Origin of the sequence: Vibrio kyushuensis (assembly GCF_050337325.1) — a bacterium.
Taxonomy (GTDB): Bacteria; Pseudomonadota; Gammaproteobacteria; order Enterobacterales; family Vibrionaceae; genus Vibrio; species Vibrio kyushuensis.
In genome coordinates this window covers 459,080-477,743 of record NZ_JAKJSV010000003.1, presented here as the reverse complement: position 1 = coordinate 477,743, position 18,664 = coordinate 459,080, and the positions used below count along the sequence as shown (strand labels likewise).

The 18,664-nt window shown below is 43.3% G+C and carries 11 protein-coding genes; 8 read left to right on the top strand and 3 right to left on the bottom strand.

The window, feature by feature from the left end:
* Nucleotides 1–63: 63 nt before the first annotated feature.
* Nucleotides 64–510, bottom strand: coding sequence for an RNA polymerase-binding protein DksA (gene dksA, locus L4D20_RS08530; RefSeq protein ID WP_428801153.1), 447 nt, complete (start codon nt 508–510; stop codon nt 64–66).
* A gap of 109 nt (nt 511–619) precedes the next feature.
* Nucleotides 620–1,363: a DNA/RNA nuclease SfsA gene (sfsA, locus tag L4D20_RS08525; RefSeq protein WP_428801152.1), complete on the bottom strand. Its 744-nt coding sequence runs from the start codon at nt 1,361–1,363 to the stop codon at nt 620–622.
* Between the two features lie 20 nt (nt 1,364–1,383).
* Here sfsA and hrpB point away from each other — a divergent pair, with 20 nt between their 5' ends.
* The 4 genes from hrpB to acnB all read left to right on the top strand — a co-directional run bounded on the left by hrpB (nt 1,384) and on the right by acnB (nt 11,491).
* Nucleotides 1,384–3,918, top strand: coding sequence for an ATP-dependent helicase HrpB (gene hrpB / locus L4D20_RS08520; RefSeq protein ID WP_428801151.1), 2,535 nt, complete (start codon nt 1,384–1,386; stop codon nt 3,916–3,918).
* Nucleotides 3,915–6,281 carry a penicillin-binding protein 1B gene (gene mrcB / locus L4D20_RS08515; protein WP_428801150.1) on the top strand — a complete coding sequence of 789 codons (2,367 nt, stop codon included), beginning with the start codon at nt 3,915–3,917 and terminating at the stop codon, nt 6,279–6,281. The genes hrpB and mrcB overlap by 4 nt, the downstream gene beginning before the upstream one ends.
* 70 nt (nt 6,282–6,351) lie before the next feature.
* Nucleotides 6,352–8,661, top strand: coding sequence for a patatin-like phospholipase family protein (locus tag L4D20_RS08510; RefSeq protein WP_428801149.1), 2,310 nt, complete (start codon nt 6,352–6,354; stop codon nt 8,659–8,661).
* A gap of 241 nt (nt 8,662–8,902) precedes the next feature.
* Nucleotides 8,903–11,491 (top strand): bifunctional aconitate hydratase 2/2-methylisocitrate dehydratase, encoded by a 2,589-nt coding sequence (gene acnB / locus L4D20_RS08505; protein WP_428801148.1) that lies wholly within the window; start codon nt 8,903–8,905, stop codon nt 11,489–11,491.
* Between the two features lie 87 nt (nt 11,492–11,578).
* Here acnB and L4D20_RS08500 read toward each other — a convergent pair whose 3' ends face one another.
* On the bottom strand, nt 11,579–12,505 hold the full coding sequence (locus L4D20_RS08500; protein WP_428801282.1) for a LysR family transcriptional regulator: 927 nt from the start codon (nt 12,503–12,505) through the stop codon (nt 11,579–11,581).
* Between the two features lie 113 nt (nt 12,506–12,618).
* On the opposite strand from L4D20_RS08500, the gene L4D20_RS08495 reads away from it, so the two are divergent.
* From L4D20_RS08495 to L4D20_RS08480, 4 genes are all read left to right on the top strand, one after another.
* Complete coding sequence (locus tag L4D20_RS08495) at nt 12,619–13,722, top strand: DUF1214 domain-containing protein (protein ID WP_428801147.1); 1,104 nt, start codon at nt 12,619–12,621, stop codon at nt 13,720–13,722.
* Between the two features lie 134 nt (nt 13,723–13,856).
* Complete coding sequence (locus tag L4D20_RS08490; protein WP_428801146.1) at nt 13,857–14,228, top strand: YacL family protein; 372 nt, start codon at nt 13,857–13,859, stop codon at nt 14,226–14,228.
* 675 nt (nt 14,229–14,903) lie between these two features.
* Nucleotides 14,904–15,863 carry a TAXI family TRAP transporter solute-binding subunit gene (locus tag L4D20_RS08485; protein WP_428801145.1) on the top strand — a complete coding sequence of 320 codons (960 nt, stop codon included), beginning with the start codon at nt 14,904–14,906 and terminating at the stop codon, nt 15,861–15,863.
* 99 nt (nt 15,864–15,962) lie between these two features.
* Nucleotides 15,963–18,566 (top strand): TRAP transporter permease, encoded by a 2,604-nt coding sequence (locus L4D20_RS08480; RefSeq protein WP_428801144.1) that lies wholly within the window; start codon nt 15,963–15,965, stop codon nt 18,564–18,566.
* Nucleotides 18,567–18,664 lie beyond the last annotated feature (98 nt).

The following is an 18,664-nucleotide window of genomic DNA, read 5'->3' as shown; positions in this document are numbered from 1 at the left end:
ATTTGCCTGATATAAAAACCGCAAAAAGGGAGCATAAGCTCCCTTTCGTAACAGAAATGAAGGTTAACCTTGCATCTGTTTTTCTTTAATCTCAGAAAGCGTCTTACAGTCGATACAAAGATCAGCTGTAGGGCGAGCTTCTAAGCGGCGGATACCAATTTCAATACCGCAAGATTCGCAGAAGCCGTACTCATCTTCTTCGATTTTGTTTAGCGTTTTTTCGATCTTTTTAATCAAGCGACGCTCACGGTCACGATTACGAAGCTCTAAGCTAAACTCTTCTTCTTGAGAAGCACGGTCAACCGGATCTGGGAAGTTTGCTGCTTCGTCCTGCATGTGGTGAACAGTACGATCAACTTCTACTCTCAGCTGGTTGCGCCAAGCGTCTAAAATTTTTGTAAAATGAGCTACCTGCTCAGGTGACATGTACTCTTCACCTGTCTTCGCTTGGTAAGGCTCAACACCTGCAATGGCTAGGATGCCAATCGCTTTTTTCTTTGATTCTGGCATGCAGCATCTCCTACTAACACCTAGTCAACTGCTTGAGCAGTCTATTTTAAGGCGGCTATCTATAGCAAAAAGAATCGGGCGACGCAAATCTTGGATAGCAAACTTTTTGTCATTGTGAAGGTGACATCATTTTTTGCTGGTTATTGATAAAATTAACAGCAGAAATGAGTTTGATTTCCGATTCAGAAATCTGTGCTTTGTAGCACAGGACTTCTACGCCTTGCTCTATTGCTTCGTTTAGTAAATATGAATAGTTGGCGTCTATATGGAGGGCTGCGGACACTTTTTCAATCCCTGAATGTAAAACAGTGAATAAAAGTACAGCTCTGCTTCCACTTTTCGCCATTTCCGTGAGCTCTCTCAAATGCTTTTGACCACGAGTAGTCACTGCATCTGGAAAGTAGCCCTGCCCACTATTATCATTATCTAGTAGGGTGACGCTTTTAACCTCTATATAGCATTTTGGCTTAGTTTCTGAATTGAGCAAGATATCAATGCGACTATTTTCACTGCCGTACTTCACTTCAGTTTTCAATTCGTTGTAGCCAGTAAGCTCTTTTATGATGCCATTCTCGATGGCTTCAACAGCCAAGTGGTTCGCTTTCACCGTATTAATACAGATCCAATGACCCTGCTTTGTCTGAGCTAACTCCCAACTATTAGGGTACTTTCGCTTAGGATTATCGGAGGTTGAATACCACACGGTATTACCTGCATCAGCGCAGCCTGTCATTGCGCCAGTGTTTGCACAGTGAATGGTGCGCAACGATTGATCTGGCAGCTGTATGTCTGCAAGGAAGCGCTTGTAACGCTTAAGTAATGTGGCGGATTCAAGAGGGGGATTAAAATGCATTTTTACTGTTTTTATGTACAATGGTGTTCTCATTACATCATAAGGCGTCCCCGTTGTCTTCACCGATTCAACTACCTATAGAAAGTGTGATCCCCGAACTACTCTCTGGTGTTAAAACACATAATCAGCTGATCTTAAAAGCAGCCCCTGGCGCTGGTAAATCGACTTTCTTCCCACTGCAACTCATTAAAGCCGGCCTATTTTTAGGCAAAATAATCATGCTTGAGCCAAGGCGTCTGGCAGCGAGAAATATCGCAGGTTACCTCGCGCAACAGCTTGGTGAAAAAGTGGGTGATCGGGTTGGTTACCGAGTTCGCGGGGAAACACGTGTCGGCCGTAATACACAACTTGAGATCGTCACTGAAGGGATCATGACGCGGATGCTACAGTCAGATCCCGAGTTAACAGGTATTGATCTGCTGATTTTTGATGAGTTTCATGAGAGAAGTATTCACGCCGATACTTCATTAGCGTTGAGCTTGGAAGTTCAAGACGCCCTGCGTGATGATCTTCATATTGTCGTCATGTCTGCGACGCTGGATCAAAATGCTTTAACAACACTGTTGCCACAAGCTAAATATGTAGAGTCACAAGGGCGAAGTTTTCCAGTTGAATATCGCTACAACGATTTAAAGCCCAATGATTACCTTATTCCAAGTGTCGTTAAGCAGATCCAGTATTTAATGGCGAGTGAAGAGGGATCACTGCTGGTTTTTCTTCCCGGAGTTGGGGCAATCAAACAGGTAGCCGATAAGCTAAACGATCTTGGCCTAGGTAGACTTGATGAAAAAGTAGCGGTTTTTCCACTATACGGTCAACTCACTTTTGCACAGCAGCAGCAAGCGATAGCGCCGTTAAAAAATGGTCAACGTAAAGTTGTGTTGGCGACCAATATTGCAGAGACATCTCTAACCATTGAAGGCATTCGTTTAGTACTTGATTGCGGTCTTGAGAGAGTGGCCAAGTTCGATCTTAAAACGGGAATAACAAAACTTGAGCAAGTCCGAATTGCTCAATCATCAGCTGAACAAAGAGCGGGTCGTGCCGGGCGATTAGAGGCAGGAATCTGTATCAGGCTTTATAGTGAAGGGCAGTTAAAACAGCAACCAATCGTGCCAAGTGCTGAAATTCTAACGTCTGATCTCTGCTCTTTAGCGATGGAGCTTGCACAATGGGGGGCAGCTGAGGTCAGTGAATTGAAATGGCTTGATACGCCGCCGCAAGTGGCGATGGTTCAAGCGAGGCAACTGTTGTCGTCACTAGGCCTCCTGAACGAGCAGCATCAACTTACGGCACTAGGCAAGCAGGCACATCAGTTTGGCTTGGATCCACGCATCGCTAGCATGCTCGCTAAATCGCTCCAATACGGTGACGCATTTTTTCAAACCGCAGTAGTGGTGGCTGCGCTGATTGAGGAGCCCGAGCGAAATACGCTTGATCTCCAAGACAGCCTTTATCGCCTCAAGCAAGGATCGCATCAGAAATCACGTGTAATATTAAAACGTGCTGAGCAACTCGCGAGTAAATGTAAACAAAAATTCTCCATTCGTCTGGTTGAAGAGCGTTACGTTGCGGTGGTATTGAGCTTGGCATTCCCAGATCGAGTTGCTCAATCTCGATCAGCAAGAAGTGGTAAGTTTATTCTTTCCAATGGGCATGGCGCTGAAATCGACCAGTCTCATAGCTTGTCCGATTGTGACTATATCGTCGCTATCGATTTGATGCGTAGCCAACACCACACAACTCAAAATGCCACTCGAATATTTTTAGCCGTCGAGCTTGATATTGATTTGTTACAGCAGAGTTTTTCTTCTCTTTTTGTTCATCAAGAGATTGTAGAGTGGAATGAGACTAAAGGGCAGTTGATTGCGGAAAAGCAGCTAAAGCTGGGCAACTTAGTCGTCAGTCGCAAAGAGTTAACCACGCTTGATAAACAAAAAATGACCAATGCTTTACTTAATTATGTAAAACAAAAAGGATTATCAGTATTAAATTGGACTAAGTCGGCAGATGAATTATTAACTCGTATTCGTTGTGGTGCTAATTGGCTTCCTGAAAAGGGGTGGCCCAAAATGGATGATGAGAGTTTGCTTGATGATCTCGACAGCTGGTTAGCGCCTTATATGACAGGAATAACCTCAGTTAAAGGCTTAAAAAGCATAGAGTTAGTGCAAGTGCTGCAAGCGCACTTGGGTTGGCCTCTTAACCAAGAGATCGATCAGTATTTGCCGGTTTCTCATAAGTTACCTACGGGCTCGAATAAAAGAATTCGTTATGAAGTAGGAAGTGAACCGATTCTCTCGGTACGTATGCAAGAAATATTTGGAGAGAAAGAGTCACCATTGATCGCGCTTGGCAAAAAGAAAATTGTCTTAGAGCTACTTTCTCCCGCTCAACGTCCTCTTCAAGTGACTCAAGATCTCGCCTCTTTTTGGGCTGGCTCTTATAAAGAAGTGCAAAAAGAGATGAAGGGTCGATACCCAAAACATGTTTGGCCAGATGATCCCGCAAATCATATCGCCACCAGAAAAACTAAACGGCAGTTCAACAAATGACCGATAAAAAAGCGCCTGTGAAAAAGGCGACTACCAAGAAAAAAGCGGCCCCTCGTAAAGCGGCTAAAAGAAAACCAGCACGTAAGAGAAAATCGTCTTCACAACGCTCATGGCTTAAAGTGTTGTGGAGTATTGGCTGGAAACTAGGCCTTGCCGGGTTAGCGGTATTGGTTTTTGTCGGCGTTTACCTAGATAGCGTCGTTAAACAGAAATTTGAAGGACAGCTATTTAGCTTGCCGACAGTGGTGTATGCGCGAATTCTAAATATCACCCCTGGTTCGTCCACGACACTTAAGCAGCTAAGCAATGAATTAGATGTACTTAATTATCGTAAAGTACGCCAGCCACGCTACCCAGGGGAGTACTCTTCTTCTTCTAATAAGTTGGAGGTAATTCGTCGTCCTTTTGAGTTCTCTGACGGGCCAGAGCCTTCTCGCCATGTGATGATTCATTTCGACTCTAACGGCGTGACTCGAATTCAATCGTTAGAGCAGAGTGGTAATTTAGGTTATCTGCGTATCGATCCAAAAATGTTGGGAATGCTTGAAAAAAATACCGATGAACAGCGGCTGTTCTTACGACGTGAAGAGTTTCCAGAAGTGATGGTTGATGCACTGCTTGTGACCGAAGATCGTCATTTTTACCAGCATGATGGAGTATCGCCGTTAGCCATTGCCCGTGCGATGGTGGTCAATATGAAAGCGGGGCGTACCGTTCAAGGCGGTAGTACGTTAACCCAGCAGTTGGCTAAAAACCTGTTCTTATCGAGCGACCGAACCTTGTGGCGTAAGATTAGAGAAGCGTACATTGCGATCATTTTGGATCATCGTTACAGCAAAGATCGTATCTTAGAAGCGTATTTAAATGAGGTGTATCTTGGGCAAAGCGGTGGTGAGGCGATTCACGGTTTTGGTTTAGCGTCTCGACTCTATTTTGGTCAGCCGATTAATGAATTAAGAATCGATCAGCTAGCACTTTTGGTTGGCATGGTAAAAGGCCCGTCATACTACAACCCCATTCGTCAGCCAGAACGTGCCAAAGCACGCAGAGATTTAGTGCTTAGAATGATGATGCAGCAAGACATTTTAACGGCTAATCAATACGATCAAGCAGCAAGTCGACCACTCGATATTCAAGATAACCCGAGGATCGCTAGCCGTCAGCCTGCATATTTCCAACAAGTGAATATCGAGCTTAGAGAAAAAGTGGGCAGTGCGTTCCAGTCAGAAATTGGGCTACGTGTGTTTACTTCGCTTGATCCAGTTTCTCAGCAAGAACTTGAAAGAGCCATTGCGAAGAAAATCCCAGACCTTGCTAAAAGGGCGGGAGACTCATTGGAAGGCGCGGCGGTTGCGGTTGACCGACATAGTGGTGAAATACGTGCCATGGTTGGTGGTAAGCGTACGGGCTATGATGGCTTTAATCGAGCCCTTAATGCCAGTCGTCAAATTGGGTCACTGGCTAAGCCTGCGATCTATTTAACGGCGCTAGAGCAGCCCGAGAAATATAATCTAGCGACGACATTACAAGATAAGCCAATAAGCTTGAAAGGTAGTAAAGGTGATGTCTGGTCTCCAAGAAACTACGATCGAGAATTTCGTGGTGAAGTGCCGTTAATCGACGCTTTATCGAAATCATTGAATGTGCCGACTGTCTATTTAGGTATGCAGTTAGGGATTCCCGAAGTCATGAAGACTTTAGAGAAGCTTGGTGTCGATCGCTCTGAAATTCGCCCAGTACCTTCTATGTTCTTAGGCTCGTTTACTTTGACGCCATTTCAAGTGGCGCAGATGTATCAAACGCTGACTAACTCTGGCAGAAAAGCAGAGCTATCCGCACTGAGGTCGGTATTGGATCAAGATGGTAACGTGCTATATGAATCGATTCCTCGGGTTCAGCAGCGTGTTTCTCAGCAAGCGGCTTGGCTTACGACGTATGCGATGAAGGTTGCAGTCGTTGAGGGAACAGGGCGTTTTCTGCATGGAAAATATTCTTGGGCAGCACTCGCTGGAAAAACAGGAACCAGTAACGATACACGTGATAGTTGGTTTGTAGGTGTTGATGGGCGAGAGGTGACGGCGATTTGGTTAGGTAGAGATGACAACAAACCAACCAAATTAACAGGATCGAGCGGCGCGTTAAGGGTATATTCTGAATACCTCCATCATCGTATTCCTGAAAGATTAGTACTGCCGTGGCCTAGAGAGATCAGTACTATTGGATTTAGCAAAACAAAGATGGGGCCGCTAGACCTCGATTGTGATAACAAATTCAAATTGCCAATGTGGGATCCGAAAGGTGTGATTAAACAGAACTGCGAAAATAAACCTGCAGGTTGGCTTAAAAAGATATTCACATGGTAGTTTAATCAAGTAATATCAATTTAGCTTTTTGTTATCTCAAGCTATTTCAAGCAATTAAAGGATTAATGTTGTGCGTTTTCTATTCAGCTTTTCGGTTTTACTCGCGTATTCAACTTGCTCTATTTCATGGGCAAATGAAGTTGCGCCAGTAGAGAAAAAGTATGAAAGACCAAAAATAGCGGTAGTCCTTGCAGGAGGCGGTGCCAAAGGTGCCGCACACATTGGCGTATTGAAAGCGCTAGAAGAACTGCATATTCCTATCGATATTATTACAGGTACCAGTATGGGTGCCTATGTTGGTGGTTTATACGCTTCAGGTATGAGTGCCGATGAAATCGAGAGTTTAATTTACTCGGTAGAGTGGAACCATGGCTACCGGGATCGCGTCGATCGAAGCGAAAGACGAATTCGAGATAAAGAGTATGAAGATCGTTACCAAATAAACACCGATCTTGGGCTGCGTTGGGGTGAAGTTAAAGTCCCTAGGGGGGTGGTTCAAGGACAGAACATGCTGCGAATACTACGTGAAACCTCAGGCAATCTTCCACCATTAGACTCATTTGATGATCTGGTTATTCCTTTTCGCTCTGTTGCGACGGATATTATCGAATTAGAGCCTGTTGTTATTGGTGAGGGATATCTTGTTGACGCCATGATGGCGAGTATGTCTGTGCCCGGTGTGCTTCCTCCATACGAAATCGATGGGCGACAGCTCGTCGATGGCGGCGTGACCAACAATATGCCGGTTGATATCGCGAGAGAAATGGGTGCAGATATTGTAATTGCGATCGATATCAGTAGTGATTATAAAAATGAAGAAGAGTTTAGTTCATTTCTGACTGTTGCTGATCAGCTTTCTAACTATCTTGTTCGTCGAAGTACCGTTTTGCAGCAGGAAACATTAACCGATAAAGATATCTTCCTTCAGCCGGATGTCGGTCAGATGCAAACGACTGAATTTAAAAAAATGCCGGGTGCCTACCTAGAAGGATATGAAGTCGCGATGGAAGAGTCTCTAAGGTTATCTCGCCTTTCTCTTTCTTCCGGTGACTATCAAGCTTACGTAGAAAAAAAGCAGGAAGCGCGTAAAACACTAGTCTACGGTGATGAAGTTACTGTAGATAACATCGTCATCAATAATAACACTCACTACAGTGAAGAGTTACTGCGCTCTCGTTTAGGGCTAGAAGAAGGTAAAGCGCTGACAACAGAAGAGATTGAAGCAAGTGTTCAGGACCTATACGCGTTAGACCGCTTTGAGCTTATTACTTACGAATATGATAAAGATGAGCAAGGCAACGATATACTGATCGTCGATGTGAATGAAAAATCGTGGGGGCCGAATTACGTTAATTTCCGTTTCTTCTTAGAGGATGATTTCACTACCGACAGCCAATACTCTCTGGGTGTATCTAGTAATTTTACCGACTTTAACTCTGATGGCGCTGAGTTAATGCTCAATTTAGAGATGGGTACAGATAAGCTAATTGAGGCCGAGCTTTACTCTCCATTTATGTCCAGTCAGAAAATCTTCACTACGATGGGGGCGAGCTACAGTAATGATAAACGGAATATGCCTAAAAGTGGCCCTGTATCTGAGCCAACACTAGATACGACCAAAGACTATCTGCCGATTACTTATCGAGAGTGGAAAGGGGAGCTTGCATTAGGTTATCAAGAAGCATTGTGGAGAGAATTTAAAGTAGGGCTGCGTTATATTCAGGGTTATGCAGAACTATCAACATTACCTTCGTGTGGAGATTTAGACTTTACACGACAGGGGGCTTTTGTTGGGTACCGTTACGATACACTCGATGATTTCAGCATGCCGCGATCTGGTATTTATGCCGATTTTGAGTATTTAGTATCTCAAGATGAAGCAAGGGGCGAATCGAGTTGCTTAGGCAGTTCTTTGAGTCAATCTAATGATACTGTCCAAGAAATTAGTGCTAAATTTATCGGTGCCTATACCCATGATCGTCATACTTTAGTCGCTAATTTCGATATGGGGTTAACTCAAGCAGAGAATGAGTCACTGCCCATTGATCCAAAAGAACTTGGTGGATTCCTTAACCTTTCTGGTATCCCAAGAGATAGCTTAGTGGGTCAAAATCTAGCTTATACAAGCTTAGTGTATCGATACCGTTGGTTTGACAATGATTTTGGATTATTTAGCTCGCCATTCTATCTTGGAAGCTCGATAGAGTATGGTGGCGTTTGGTCTGATCCTAATATCAATATCCAAGATGCGCCCTTATATCAAGCGGCTTCCGTCTTTGTTGGCGTTAACTCTCCAATAGGACCAATAATGTTTGGTTATGGGTTTACTGAACAGAATTACGATTCAATATATTTAATCATTGGGACAACGTTTAAGTAATAAAACGCCGAGTTAAATTCATAAAATCACCCAACTTTAGTCTTAACTTGCTATGTTGGTCAAAATGATAAGATTTTAATTTTAGGTTAAATTTGCTATCCTGCGTCCCACAGTTTGGCCTCTCTGGCGCTGCTCATCAATTCAATTGAATGACTTCTATGGCAATGGAGAGCCAAGTTTCCAAGGATGTTCACTCCTAGTTTTTATTGCTAAGGATGAACCGCAATGAGAGGAAAAAGTCGTGCTTGAAGCCTACCGTAAACACGTCGAAGAGCGTGCTGCTGAGGGAGTTGTACCTAGGCCCCTAAATGCTGAACAAGTCGCAGGACTTGTTGAATTATTAAAAAACCCTCCTCAAGGGGAAGAAGAAGTCATTCTTGATCTACTCGAGAATCGCATTCCACCAGGTGTTGATGAAGCTGCTTATGTAAAAGCGGGCTTCTTAACAGCCGTCACTAAGGGCGAAGTAACGTCTCCGCTCGTGAGCCGTGAAAAAGCGACTGAACTGCTTGGTACTATGCAAGGCGGTTACAATATTGAATCTCTTGTCTCATTACTTGAAGACGCAGATTTAGCTCCTCTAGCTGTAAAAGCGCTGTCTCATACCCTGCTTATGTTTGACGCGTTTTATGATGTTGAAGAGAAAGCGAAAGCAGGCAACACGTCTGCACAGCAAGTACTTCAATCTTGGGCTGATGCTGACTGGTTTACATCAAAACCAAAAGTAGCGGAAAAAATTACCGTTAAAGTATTCAAAGTCACTGGTGAAACGAACACCGATGACCTATCACCAGCTCCAGATGCTTGGTCTCGCCCTGATATCCCAGTACACGCAAAAGCAATGCTGAAGATGGAACGCGATGGCATCAAGCCTGATGAGCAAGGTAACGTTGGCCCATTAAATCAAATCGAAGATCTGCAAAAAGATGGCATTCCACTGGCTTACGTTGGTGATGTAGTCGGTACTGGTTCGTCGCGTAAGTCTGCAACCAACTCTGTACTTTGGTTTATGGGTGATGATATCCCTTACGTACCAAACAAGCGCACTGGTGGTGTTTGTCTAGGTGGTAAAATAGCGCCAATCTTCTACAACACAATGGAAGATTCAGGTGCACTACCGATTGAACTAAACGTACAAGATATGAACATGGGCGATGTGATTGACATCTACCCATATGAAGGTGTTGTTCGTAAAGATGGCGCAGACATTTCAAGTTTCGAGCTAGGCAAAGTTCTTCTTGATGAAGTACGTGCTGGTGGTCGTATTCCTCTAATCATCGGTCGTGGTTTAACAAGCCGAGCTCGTGAAGCACTAAGTTTGGAAGAAACAGATCTGTTTGCGAAACCAATTGATCCGTCTGCTTCTGATAAAGGTTACACACTTGCTCAGAAGATGGTTGGTAAAGCTTGTGGTGTTGAGGGTGTTCGTGCAGGTCAGTACTGCGAACCTAAGATGACAACCGTAGGCTCTCAAGATACAACCGGCCCAATGACGCGTGATGAGCTAAAAGATCTCGCTTGTCTTGGTTTCTCTGCAGACCTTGTAATGCAGTCTTTCTGTCACACGTCTGCTTATCCTAAGCCTGTTGATGTTAACACTCACCACACACTGCCTGATTTCATCATGAACCGTGCTGGTGTTTCATTGCGTCCAGGTGATGGTGTTATCCACTCATGGCTAAACCGTATGCTTCTGCCTGATACTGTTGGTACAGGTGGTGATTCACATACGCGTTTCCCTCTTGGTATTTCATTCCCAGCAGGTTCTGGTCTAGTAGCATTTGCTGCTGCAACTGGTGTGATGCCTCTTGATATGCCTGAATCAATTTTGGTTCGCTTTAAAGGTGAAATGCAGCCTGGTATCACTCTACGTGACCTAGTACATGCGATTCCTCTTTACGGCATCAAGCAAGGTCTTCTTACTGTTGAAAAAGCAGGTAAGATCAATGAATTCTCTGGTCGAGTGCTAGAAATTGAAGGTGTTGAACATCTTTCAGTTGAGCAAGCGTTTGAGCTTTCAGATGCATCGGCAGAGCGTTCAGCTGCGGGTTGTACAGTGAAGCTTTCTAAAGAGTCTATTGAAGAGTATCTAAACTCTAACATCACTATGCTGAAGTGGATGATCGCCGAAGGTTATGGCGATGTTCGTACTCTAGAGCGCCGTATTACTGGCATGGAAGAGTGGCTAGCGAAACCAGACCTACTGTCTGCTGATGCTGACGCTGAATATGCACACGTAATTGAGATTGATCTTGCTGATATTGATCAACCGATCTTATGTGCACCAAATGACCCAGATGATGCTCGTCTACTGTCTGACGTTCAAGGTACAGAGATTCAAGAAGTGTTCATCGGTTCTTGTATGACGAACATCGGTCACTTCCGTGCGGCAGGTAAGATGTTAGAGGAGTTTAACGGCTCACTAAATACTCGCCTATGGGTTGCTCCACCGACGAAGATGGATAGAGATCAGCTAACAGAAGAAGGCTACTACGGTATCTTCGGTCGTGCTGGAGTACGTATTGAAACTCCTGGCTGTTCATTATGTATGGGTAACCAAGCACGTGTAGCTGACGCTGCGACTGTAATGTCTACGTCGACTCGTAACTTCCCGAACCGTTTAGGTACAGGTGCAAATGTATACCTTGCTTCTGCTGAACTATCAGCGGTAGGCGCAATCCTTGGTCGTATTCCGACTAAAGAAGAGTACCTAGAGTACGCTCAGAAGATTGACGCGACAGCAGCGGATACATACCGTTACTTAAATTTCCATACAATGAGCGAGTACACAGATAAAGCAGACACGGTAATCTTCCAAGAACCTGCTTAATCATTAAACTAGCCTCATAAAGTGATAAAAGACCTCAAATTTATTTGAGGTCTTTTTTTGTTTAACTCTAGCCCTAATGTGCTTAGCTTAGCTTAGTTTTTTAATCACATTAGTAACCTCTTGGGCAACCCACCGAGTTAACTTTGCTCCTTCAGTTGGAGCTGAGTAATAAATCCCCATTTTATTGATCGGCACAATCTCTTGCTGCTCAATATCAATTAAGGTCAGCTCTTCAGGAAGAGCCACCGCAGCACTGCTATGGATTGGCATAATTCCATTACTGATCTTTAGTTTCTCATAACAAAGCGCAATTTGATCCGATTGAAAACTGACTTTGGTTTTGTGCCCTGCATCTAGCAGTATTCTCTCTATATGACTTTCACGGCTGGCGTAGCTAGGGAGGATTGCGACAACAATTGGAAAAGAAGCAATTTGATTTAATGTAGGAGTGAGCTGTGCAAGCGGGTGTGTTTTTCGAACACATAGCTTAAAGGTTACATCGCTGATTGGTTTTTGCGTGATCTCTTTCGATATATCAAGAGGGTAGTAATTAATGGCAACGTGTATATGCTTATTGATTAAATCATCTTCGGTCTGCCAGCTCCAATTAACAATTTTTAACGTAGCGTTAGGAACCTTTTCATGAAAGTGCTTAAGGATCTCTGTGCTAAAAGGTTTATAGAAAGTAGGGCTGATCGCTAGGCAAATAACGCCATCATAATTACGTTCGAAGCTATCGAGTTTCTCATCTAATAATCCTGAAATTGAATCGATGATACGTGGAAGCTGAACCAATAAACGCTCACAGTATTCGGTGGGTTCAATCCCTCTTTTATGGCGAATAAAGAGTTCGTCATCAAATTGTTCACGCAGTTTCTTTAGCCCCTTACTGATGGCTGACTGAGTCACAAACATTCGCTCGGCAGCTTTACGACTATTACGCTCTTCACCAAGGATTTTCAAAAGTAACAACAGGTTAAAGTCCATCTTAAATAGACGTCTTTCATCAATCATAGTCACAATACTATTCCAAATTGGAAAGTCACCCTGTCTAAAAGGTCACTTTTCATTCCATTTGGTTAGTATACATTGGCGGTGTTTATTTAATCCAATACTTAAGTGAGTTCATGATGAAGAAAACATTAATCGCGACACTAGCGGCATTACCTTTGATGACGGTAGCTGATGCACAAGTCCCATTACTAGGTGATAATATCCCAGTGATCAACAGCGAAAGTTGGAGTGTTGATCCAGTGAAAAAGTGGGGCGTATCAGCCATAGAGTATATTCACATGGAGCACCAATTTTTTGCCAACTTATTCCAGTCTCAAGTCGGCATTAATACTTTCTTTCATTTTCAAGACTTTACGACGAAGGATATGGTTTGGGTTGTATCACCGAACCAAGACACCCTCTATTCAATGGCCGTTGTCGATGCTCGTCATGATTTTACGGTAACCTTACCTGACGTTAGCGATCGATTCATATCGTTACAGGTTCAAGATTTTAATCATGTGTTTGTCGCGTATGAGAACGGTGGCGGTGAGTACCATTTTAAATCAGAAGATATTGATACGGACTATGTACTTGTTGGTGTTCGTACTGGTACTGACGCAACAGTTGAAGATGCGGCATATATAGCTGCTGACCTTCAGCCAAAGATGAAAATTGAAACGGATGGGCAGCCCGACCTACACATTGTTCCTGTGAATTCCGAACTCATGCTGACCATGCGTGGTGAGTTTATTGAGCAATTTCAGAAGCTAGATACTCCTTTTGGTTGGGTTGAGTATTCTCAAGACGATGTACCGAATTGGGAGAATAAGGTGTATGTCGTAGCAAACTCGTTTGGTTTGTCACACCATACCGCTGCAATGTATACCAATGGTTTCCCAGAAGCGAAAGGGGGCGATTGCTACTACGGCAAGTTTGCTCCTGTCCCATACAGCGACTTTTCTTCGGTAACGGTCTATGGCCACGATCGTTACTTGATGACCAATTATAGAGAAGCGCCTAACGCCATTGGTACTGAACATAAAGAATTTATTGCGTTAGAGGATGGTTCATTTGAAATCATGTTTGGTGCTGAAGAGTGTCGAGTTAATGGAATGAATTACATTAATACCCCTGAGGATAACTGGCACTTCATGGTTCGAGCGTACGGGCCGGATGTTGATGCGATGGAAGTTTATCAAGTACCTGAGCTTAAAAAGGTAGCGGCGAACAAGTAAATCACTGTTTTTAACTTGGTCGTTTAAGAGCTGTGCCGGTTTGGTGCAGCTTTTGTTTTTCTAGTAACTAGTCGGCATCTATAAATGACTATATAATCCGCCTTCATTTCTTAACAGTCTCTTTAGGAACCATTATGGAATTTGAATTTACACGTAACACCTTAATGGGCGAGTACTATGTTAAATGCAGCATGGGGCATGAAATCGTTGGTCGCTGGTTGCAAGATGAGATAGGCAAACATCGAGATAATCTTACTAAGGTCGAACAGTTAATTGCTCAATCGAAAGCGGAACCCGCTAAAGAGCATACATTACTGGGTAGCGAAATTTCGTTGGTAATTTTATCTGACGAAGTCACCATTCAAGAAAACGTCTTAAGCCATGGAGATGAACTTGAAGAGGGAAGCGAATTTCATTTTTATAACTGCGAAAGTACTGCCGGTTGTGGTATTGATGATTTTGAACTTCTTATTGAGCGTTGGATTGAATTTTTAGGGTATAGATAGACTAAATATAAGCGGCAAGTTAATAAGGATATTACTTGTCTAAACTTGAACTTCCCCTTTGTCATCTAGCTAATTTATTTCCATGATAACCCGATTTATCGACTAAATATCACGTTACTATTAATTCATACCATGTGAATTACTTATCTAAATTTCAATCCTTAAAATTACATTGAAAACACTTATGGATATATTCTTATTTAAGTTTATTAAACATCCTTAAAATGTAATGAAAACCTGTTATTAATCTCTGGCAATTATTAACACTGCTGGTGGATGCACTATAAAGCGTAATGAATTCATATAATGAATAATATCTGCCAACCAATTGCCGCTAAAGAGGGCCTTGATTCATATATTAATTGTCAGTAAGTTTATGGTTTTGCTGTTATAAATACAAATAACAAATGGGTTTGAATTTGTATTTATAATTGTTTCGTGATAGTTGTCACGCTGTTTCAATTTGAAACAAAATGGTAAAAAACAGGTGTTGGTGAGAAAAAACTCTTTATATATTGAGAGATTGAAAGATAAGTAGGAATTAAATTCGGATTTGTCATGCTTGTAATATATAAAACCATCGATAACATGGCGTTCACAAGTTACGGATAGCTATAACTCATTTGTATATGGTTGAACTTGGGTTAATTAATGTCATAAATAAAAGGAAATATAATGAACAAGAAATCATTAATATCAGCAGTATTTACAGTGGCACTTGCTGCTCCCCTTGCTCAAGCACAAGACTTTCTAACAATCGGTACTGGTGGCGTAACTGGTGTTTATTATCCAGCGGGCGGTGGTATTTGCCGACTAATAAATCAAGATCGTGATACACACGGTCTGCGTTGTAATGTTGAAAGTACAGGCGGCTCTGTATACAACCTAAATACCATTCGTGCTGGCGAGCTCGATCTTGGTGTTGCGCAATCTGATCAACAGTTTAATGCGTACAACGGTGAAGGTGCTTTTGCTAATGCTGGAAAGTATGAAGATTTGAGAAGTGTTTTCTCTATTTATACTGAAGCATTCACGGTCGTTGCTCGTAAAGATGCCGATATCCAGACCTTTGATGACCTTAAAGGAAAGCGTGTCAATATCGGTGAACCAGGTTCTGGTCAACGTGCGACTATGGAAGTACTTATGGATGCAAAAGGATGGGATCGTAGTGATTTCCGTCTAGCGTCTGAACTGAAAGCTGCTGAGCAAGCACAAGCGTTGTGTGATAACAAAATTGACGTAATGGTTTACTTTGTTGGTCACCCTAATGGTGCAATCCAAGAAGCGACAACGTCATGTGATACAAACCTAGTTAGCGTCAATGATGATGTAATTAAGGGTCTAATAGAAAACACACCTTACTACGTTGCGTATGATGTACCTGCTGGAATGTATCGCGGTAACGAAGCGTCTGTAACGACATTAGGTGCTAAAGCGACAGTGGTTGCGAGCGCAAAAACAAACGACGAGACGGTTTACCATACAGTTAAAGCTGTTTTTGAAAACCTAGACACCTTCCGTCGTCTGCACCCTGGCTTCGCTGCAATTCAGGCAGAAGAGATGCTAGAAGGTAATACAGCGCCTCTACATGATGGTGCTGCTAAGTACTTTAAAGAAGCGGGTTTAATTCTTTAATTACTGAATAAGCAGCACTTAGGTGCTGCTTTATTTATCCCTCCCATTTAATAAGTTAACCCATTGGCAAAGGTGACTTCCTCTTAAAGAAGCAGTGTTATGCAAAGTAATCAGACATCTCAGCAATTACAAGAATTGGCAGCGAATGCCGATTCAGGGGCACGTCAGCCATTAGGGTTAAGCGGTAAGCTTATCTCGGTGGTCGCTCTGACTTGGGCACTATTTCAATTATGGTATGCCTCACCACTCCCGTTTATCCTAAATTTTGGCATTATTAACGATTCTCAAGCGAGAGTAATTCATCTCTCATTTGCTATTTTCTTATCTTTTACAGCGTTCCCCGCACTAAAAAGCTCACCTCGAAATAGAGTGCCACTACAAGACTGGGCACTGGGCTTATTAGGCGCAGCATGTGCAATGTACCTTTTTGTTTTCTATCAGCAACTATCAACTCGCCCAGGTGCACCTATCACTATGGACATAGTGGCTGCGGTACTAGGGGTAATGTTATTGCTAGAAGCGACTCGCCGATCTTTAGGTCCACCTTTGATGATTGTCGCGGGCGTTTTTCTGTTTTATATTTTTGCTGGCTCAATGATGCCAGAAGTTATTTCACACCGTGGCGCGTCGTTAGCTAAAGCCGCGAGTCATTTATGGATCACTTCCGAAGGTGTGTTTGGTATTGCGCTTGGCGTATCTACCAGTTTTGTCTTTCTATTTGTTCTATTCGGTGCTCTGTTAGAAAAAGCGGGCGCGGGTAACTACTTTATTAAGGTGGCGTTTGCGCTACTAGGTCACATGCGTGGCGGGCCAGCAAAAGCAGCGGTTTTAGCATCAGGGATGACCGGTATTATTTCAGGTTCATCCATTGCTAACGTTGTTACAACGGGTACGTTTACTATTCCGCTAATGAAGCGTATGGGCTTACCAGCATCTAAAGCGGGTGCGGTTGAGGTTGCTTCATCTTGTTATGGGCAGATCATGCCACCAATAATGGGAGCGGCCGCTTTCTTAATGGTGGAGTATGTGGGGATTCCATACGTTGAAGTAATTAAGCATGCCTTTGTTCCAGCAATAGCTGCTTACCTTACGTTCCTATACATCATGCACTTAGAGGCATTAAAAGCGAATCTACAAGGCATTAAACGAGCAAAAGAGCCTGCACCTTGGAAGATACGTTTACTACGCTCAGGGATCACGCTATCAAGCCTACTCATTTTAGCTGGCGTGGTGTACTTTGGTCTTCAATTTATTCAATCTGCGCTAGGAAGCATGGCGGTATTTGTTGTCTCTATTTTAGTTTTGGCCGCTTATATTGGCTTGGTGGCTCACAGTGCGAAATACCCAGACTTGGAAGTCGATGATCCGAGTCAACCCGTAGTATCACTTCCGGAGTTAGGCCCAACAGTTAAGTCTGGTTTGCACTTTCTGCTACCTGTCGTGACCTTAGTATGGTGCTTGATGGTAGAGCAACTGTCTCCTGGTCTATCTGCCTTTTATGCGACCGCATTTATGATCTTTATCTTGCTGACGCAAAAGCCGTTGTTCTCTTTTTTCAGAAAGAGTAACGACTACTTTGATGCCTTTAAAGCAGGTGCTCACGATCTAAAAAGTGGTTTAGAAACCGGTGCTCGCAACATGATCGGTATAGGTGTTGCAACGGCAGCTGCGGGTATTGTTGTGGGGGCGGTAACGCTTACAGGCCTTGGGCCTGTGATGACTGAACTTGTAGAAATACTCTCGGGCGGAAGTCTTGTTGTCATGCTGGTTCTGATTGCAGTGATCAGTTTAATACTAGGTTTAGGCTTACCGACGACCGCGAACTACATTGTGGTATCTAGCTTGATGGCGCCAGTGGTTATTACCTTAGGCGCGCAGCACGGTGTCATTGTACCGTTGATTGCTGTTCACTTGTTTGTATTTTACTTTGGTATTATGGCCGATATTACGCCACCTGTTGGTCTAGCTGCCTTTGCTGCTTCTGCAATATCAAAAGCAGATCCGATCAAAACAGGTATTCAAGCCTTTAAGTATGCGATGCTGACCGCTGTTCTGCCCTTCATGTTTATTTTCAATACCGATATTATTTTGGTAGGAATAGACAGTTTCTGGCACGCTGCGTTCATCTTCTTAACAACGCTCATCGCCATGTGCTTCTTTGCGGCAGCTATGCAAGGCTACTTTTTCGCACGTAATACTCGCGTTGAAGCTTTACTGCTTATCGTTGCTGCATTCTCTTTAGCTCGTCCTGACTTCTGGCAAAACCGTTATGCGCCAGAGTTTGTCGATCAACCTGCAAGCGAGATTGCTCAAGTTATCGAGAGATTGGATGATAATCAGAGTTTAAGACTGCACATTAGTACCACCACGTTTAGAGGTGAAGAGAAACAGAGAGTCGTAGTGTTAGATATTCCTTCAGAAGGAACAGGCATGCAACGCCTTGATGGAACTGGCTTAATGCTTAAGGAAAATGACAAAGGTCAAACCGTCATTGATATGGTTGGATGGGGAAGTATTGCAGAAAAAGCCGGACTGGACTTTGATGAGGTTATCCTCGCTGTTCAAGAACCGAATCAACGTTTTGCTAAGCAATTGGTCTACATTCCGGCATTACTACTGGCTCTGTTAGTGTACCGAATGCAAACAAAGCGTAGCAGTACGCGTGACTTGACTCAAAGTGAGCCTGAAAAGTCGGGTGCATGATCAACGATATAGAATAATGCGCTAAAAATGGATCGTCTGCACCGTCATGGTGAAGAGAGATGTTAATGCATTGTTATAGTGAAAAAGGCGCACCAAGT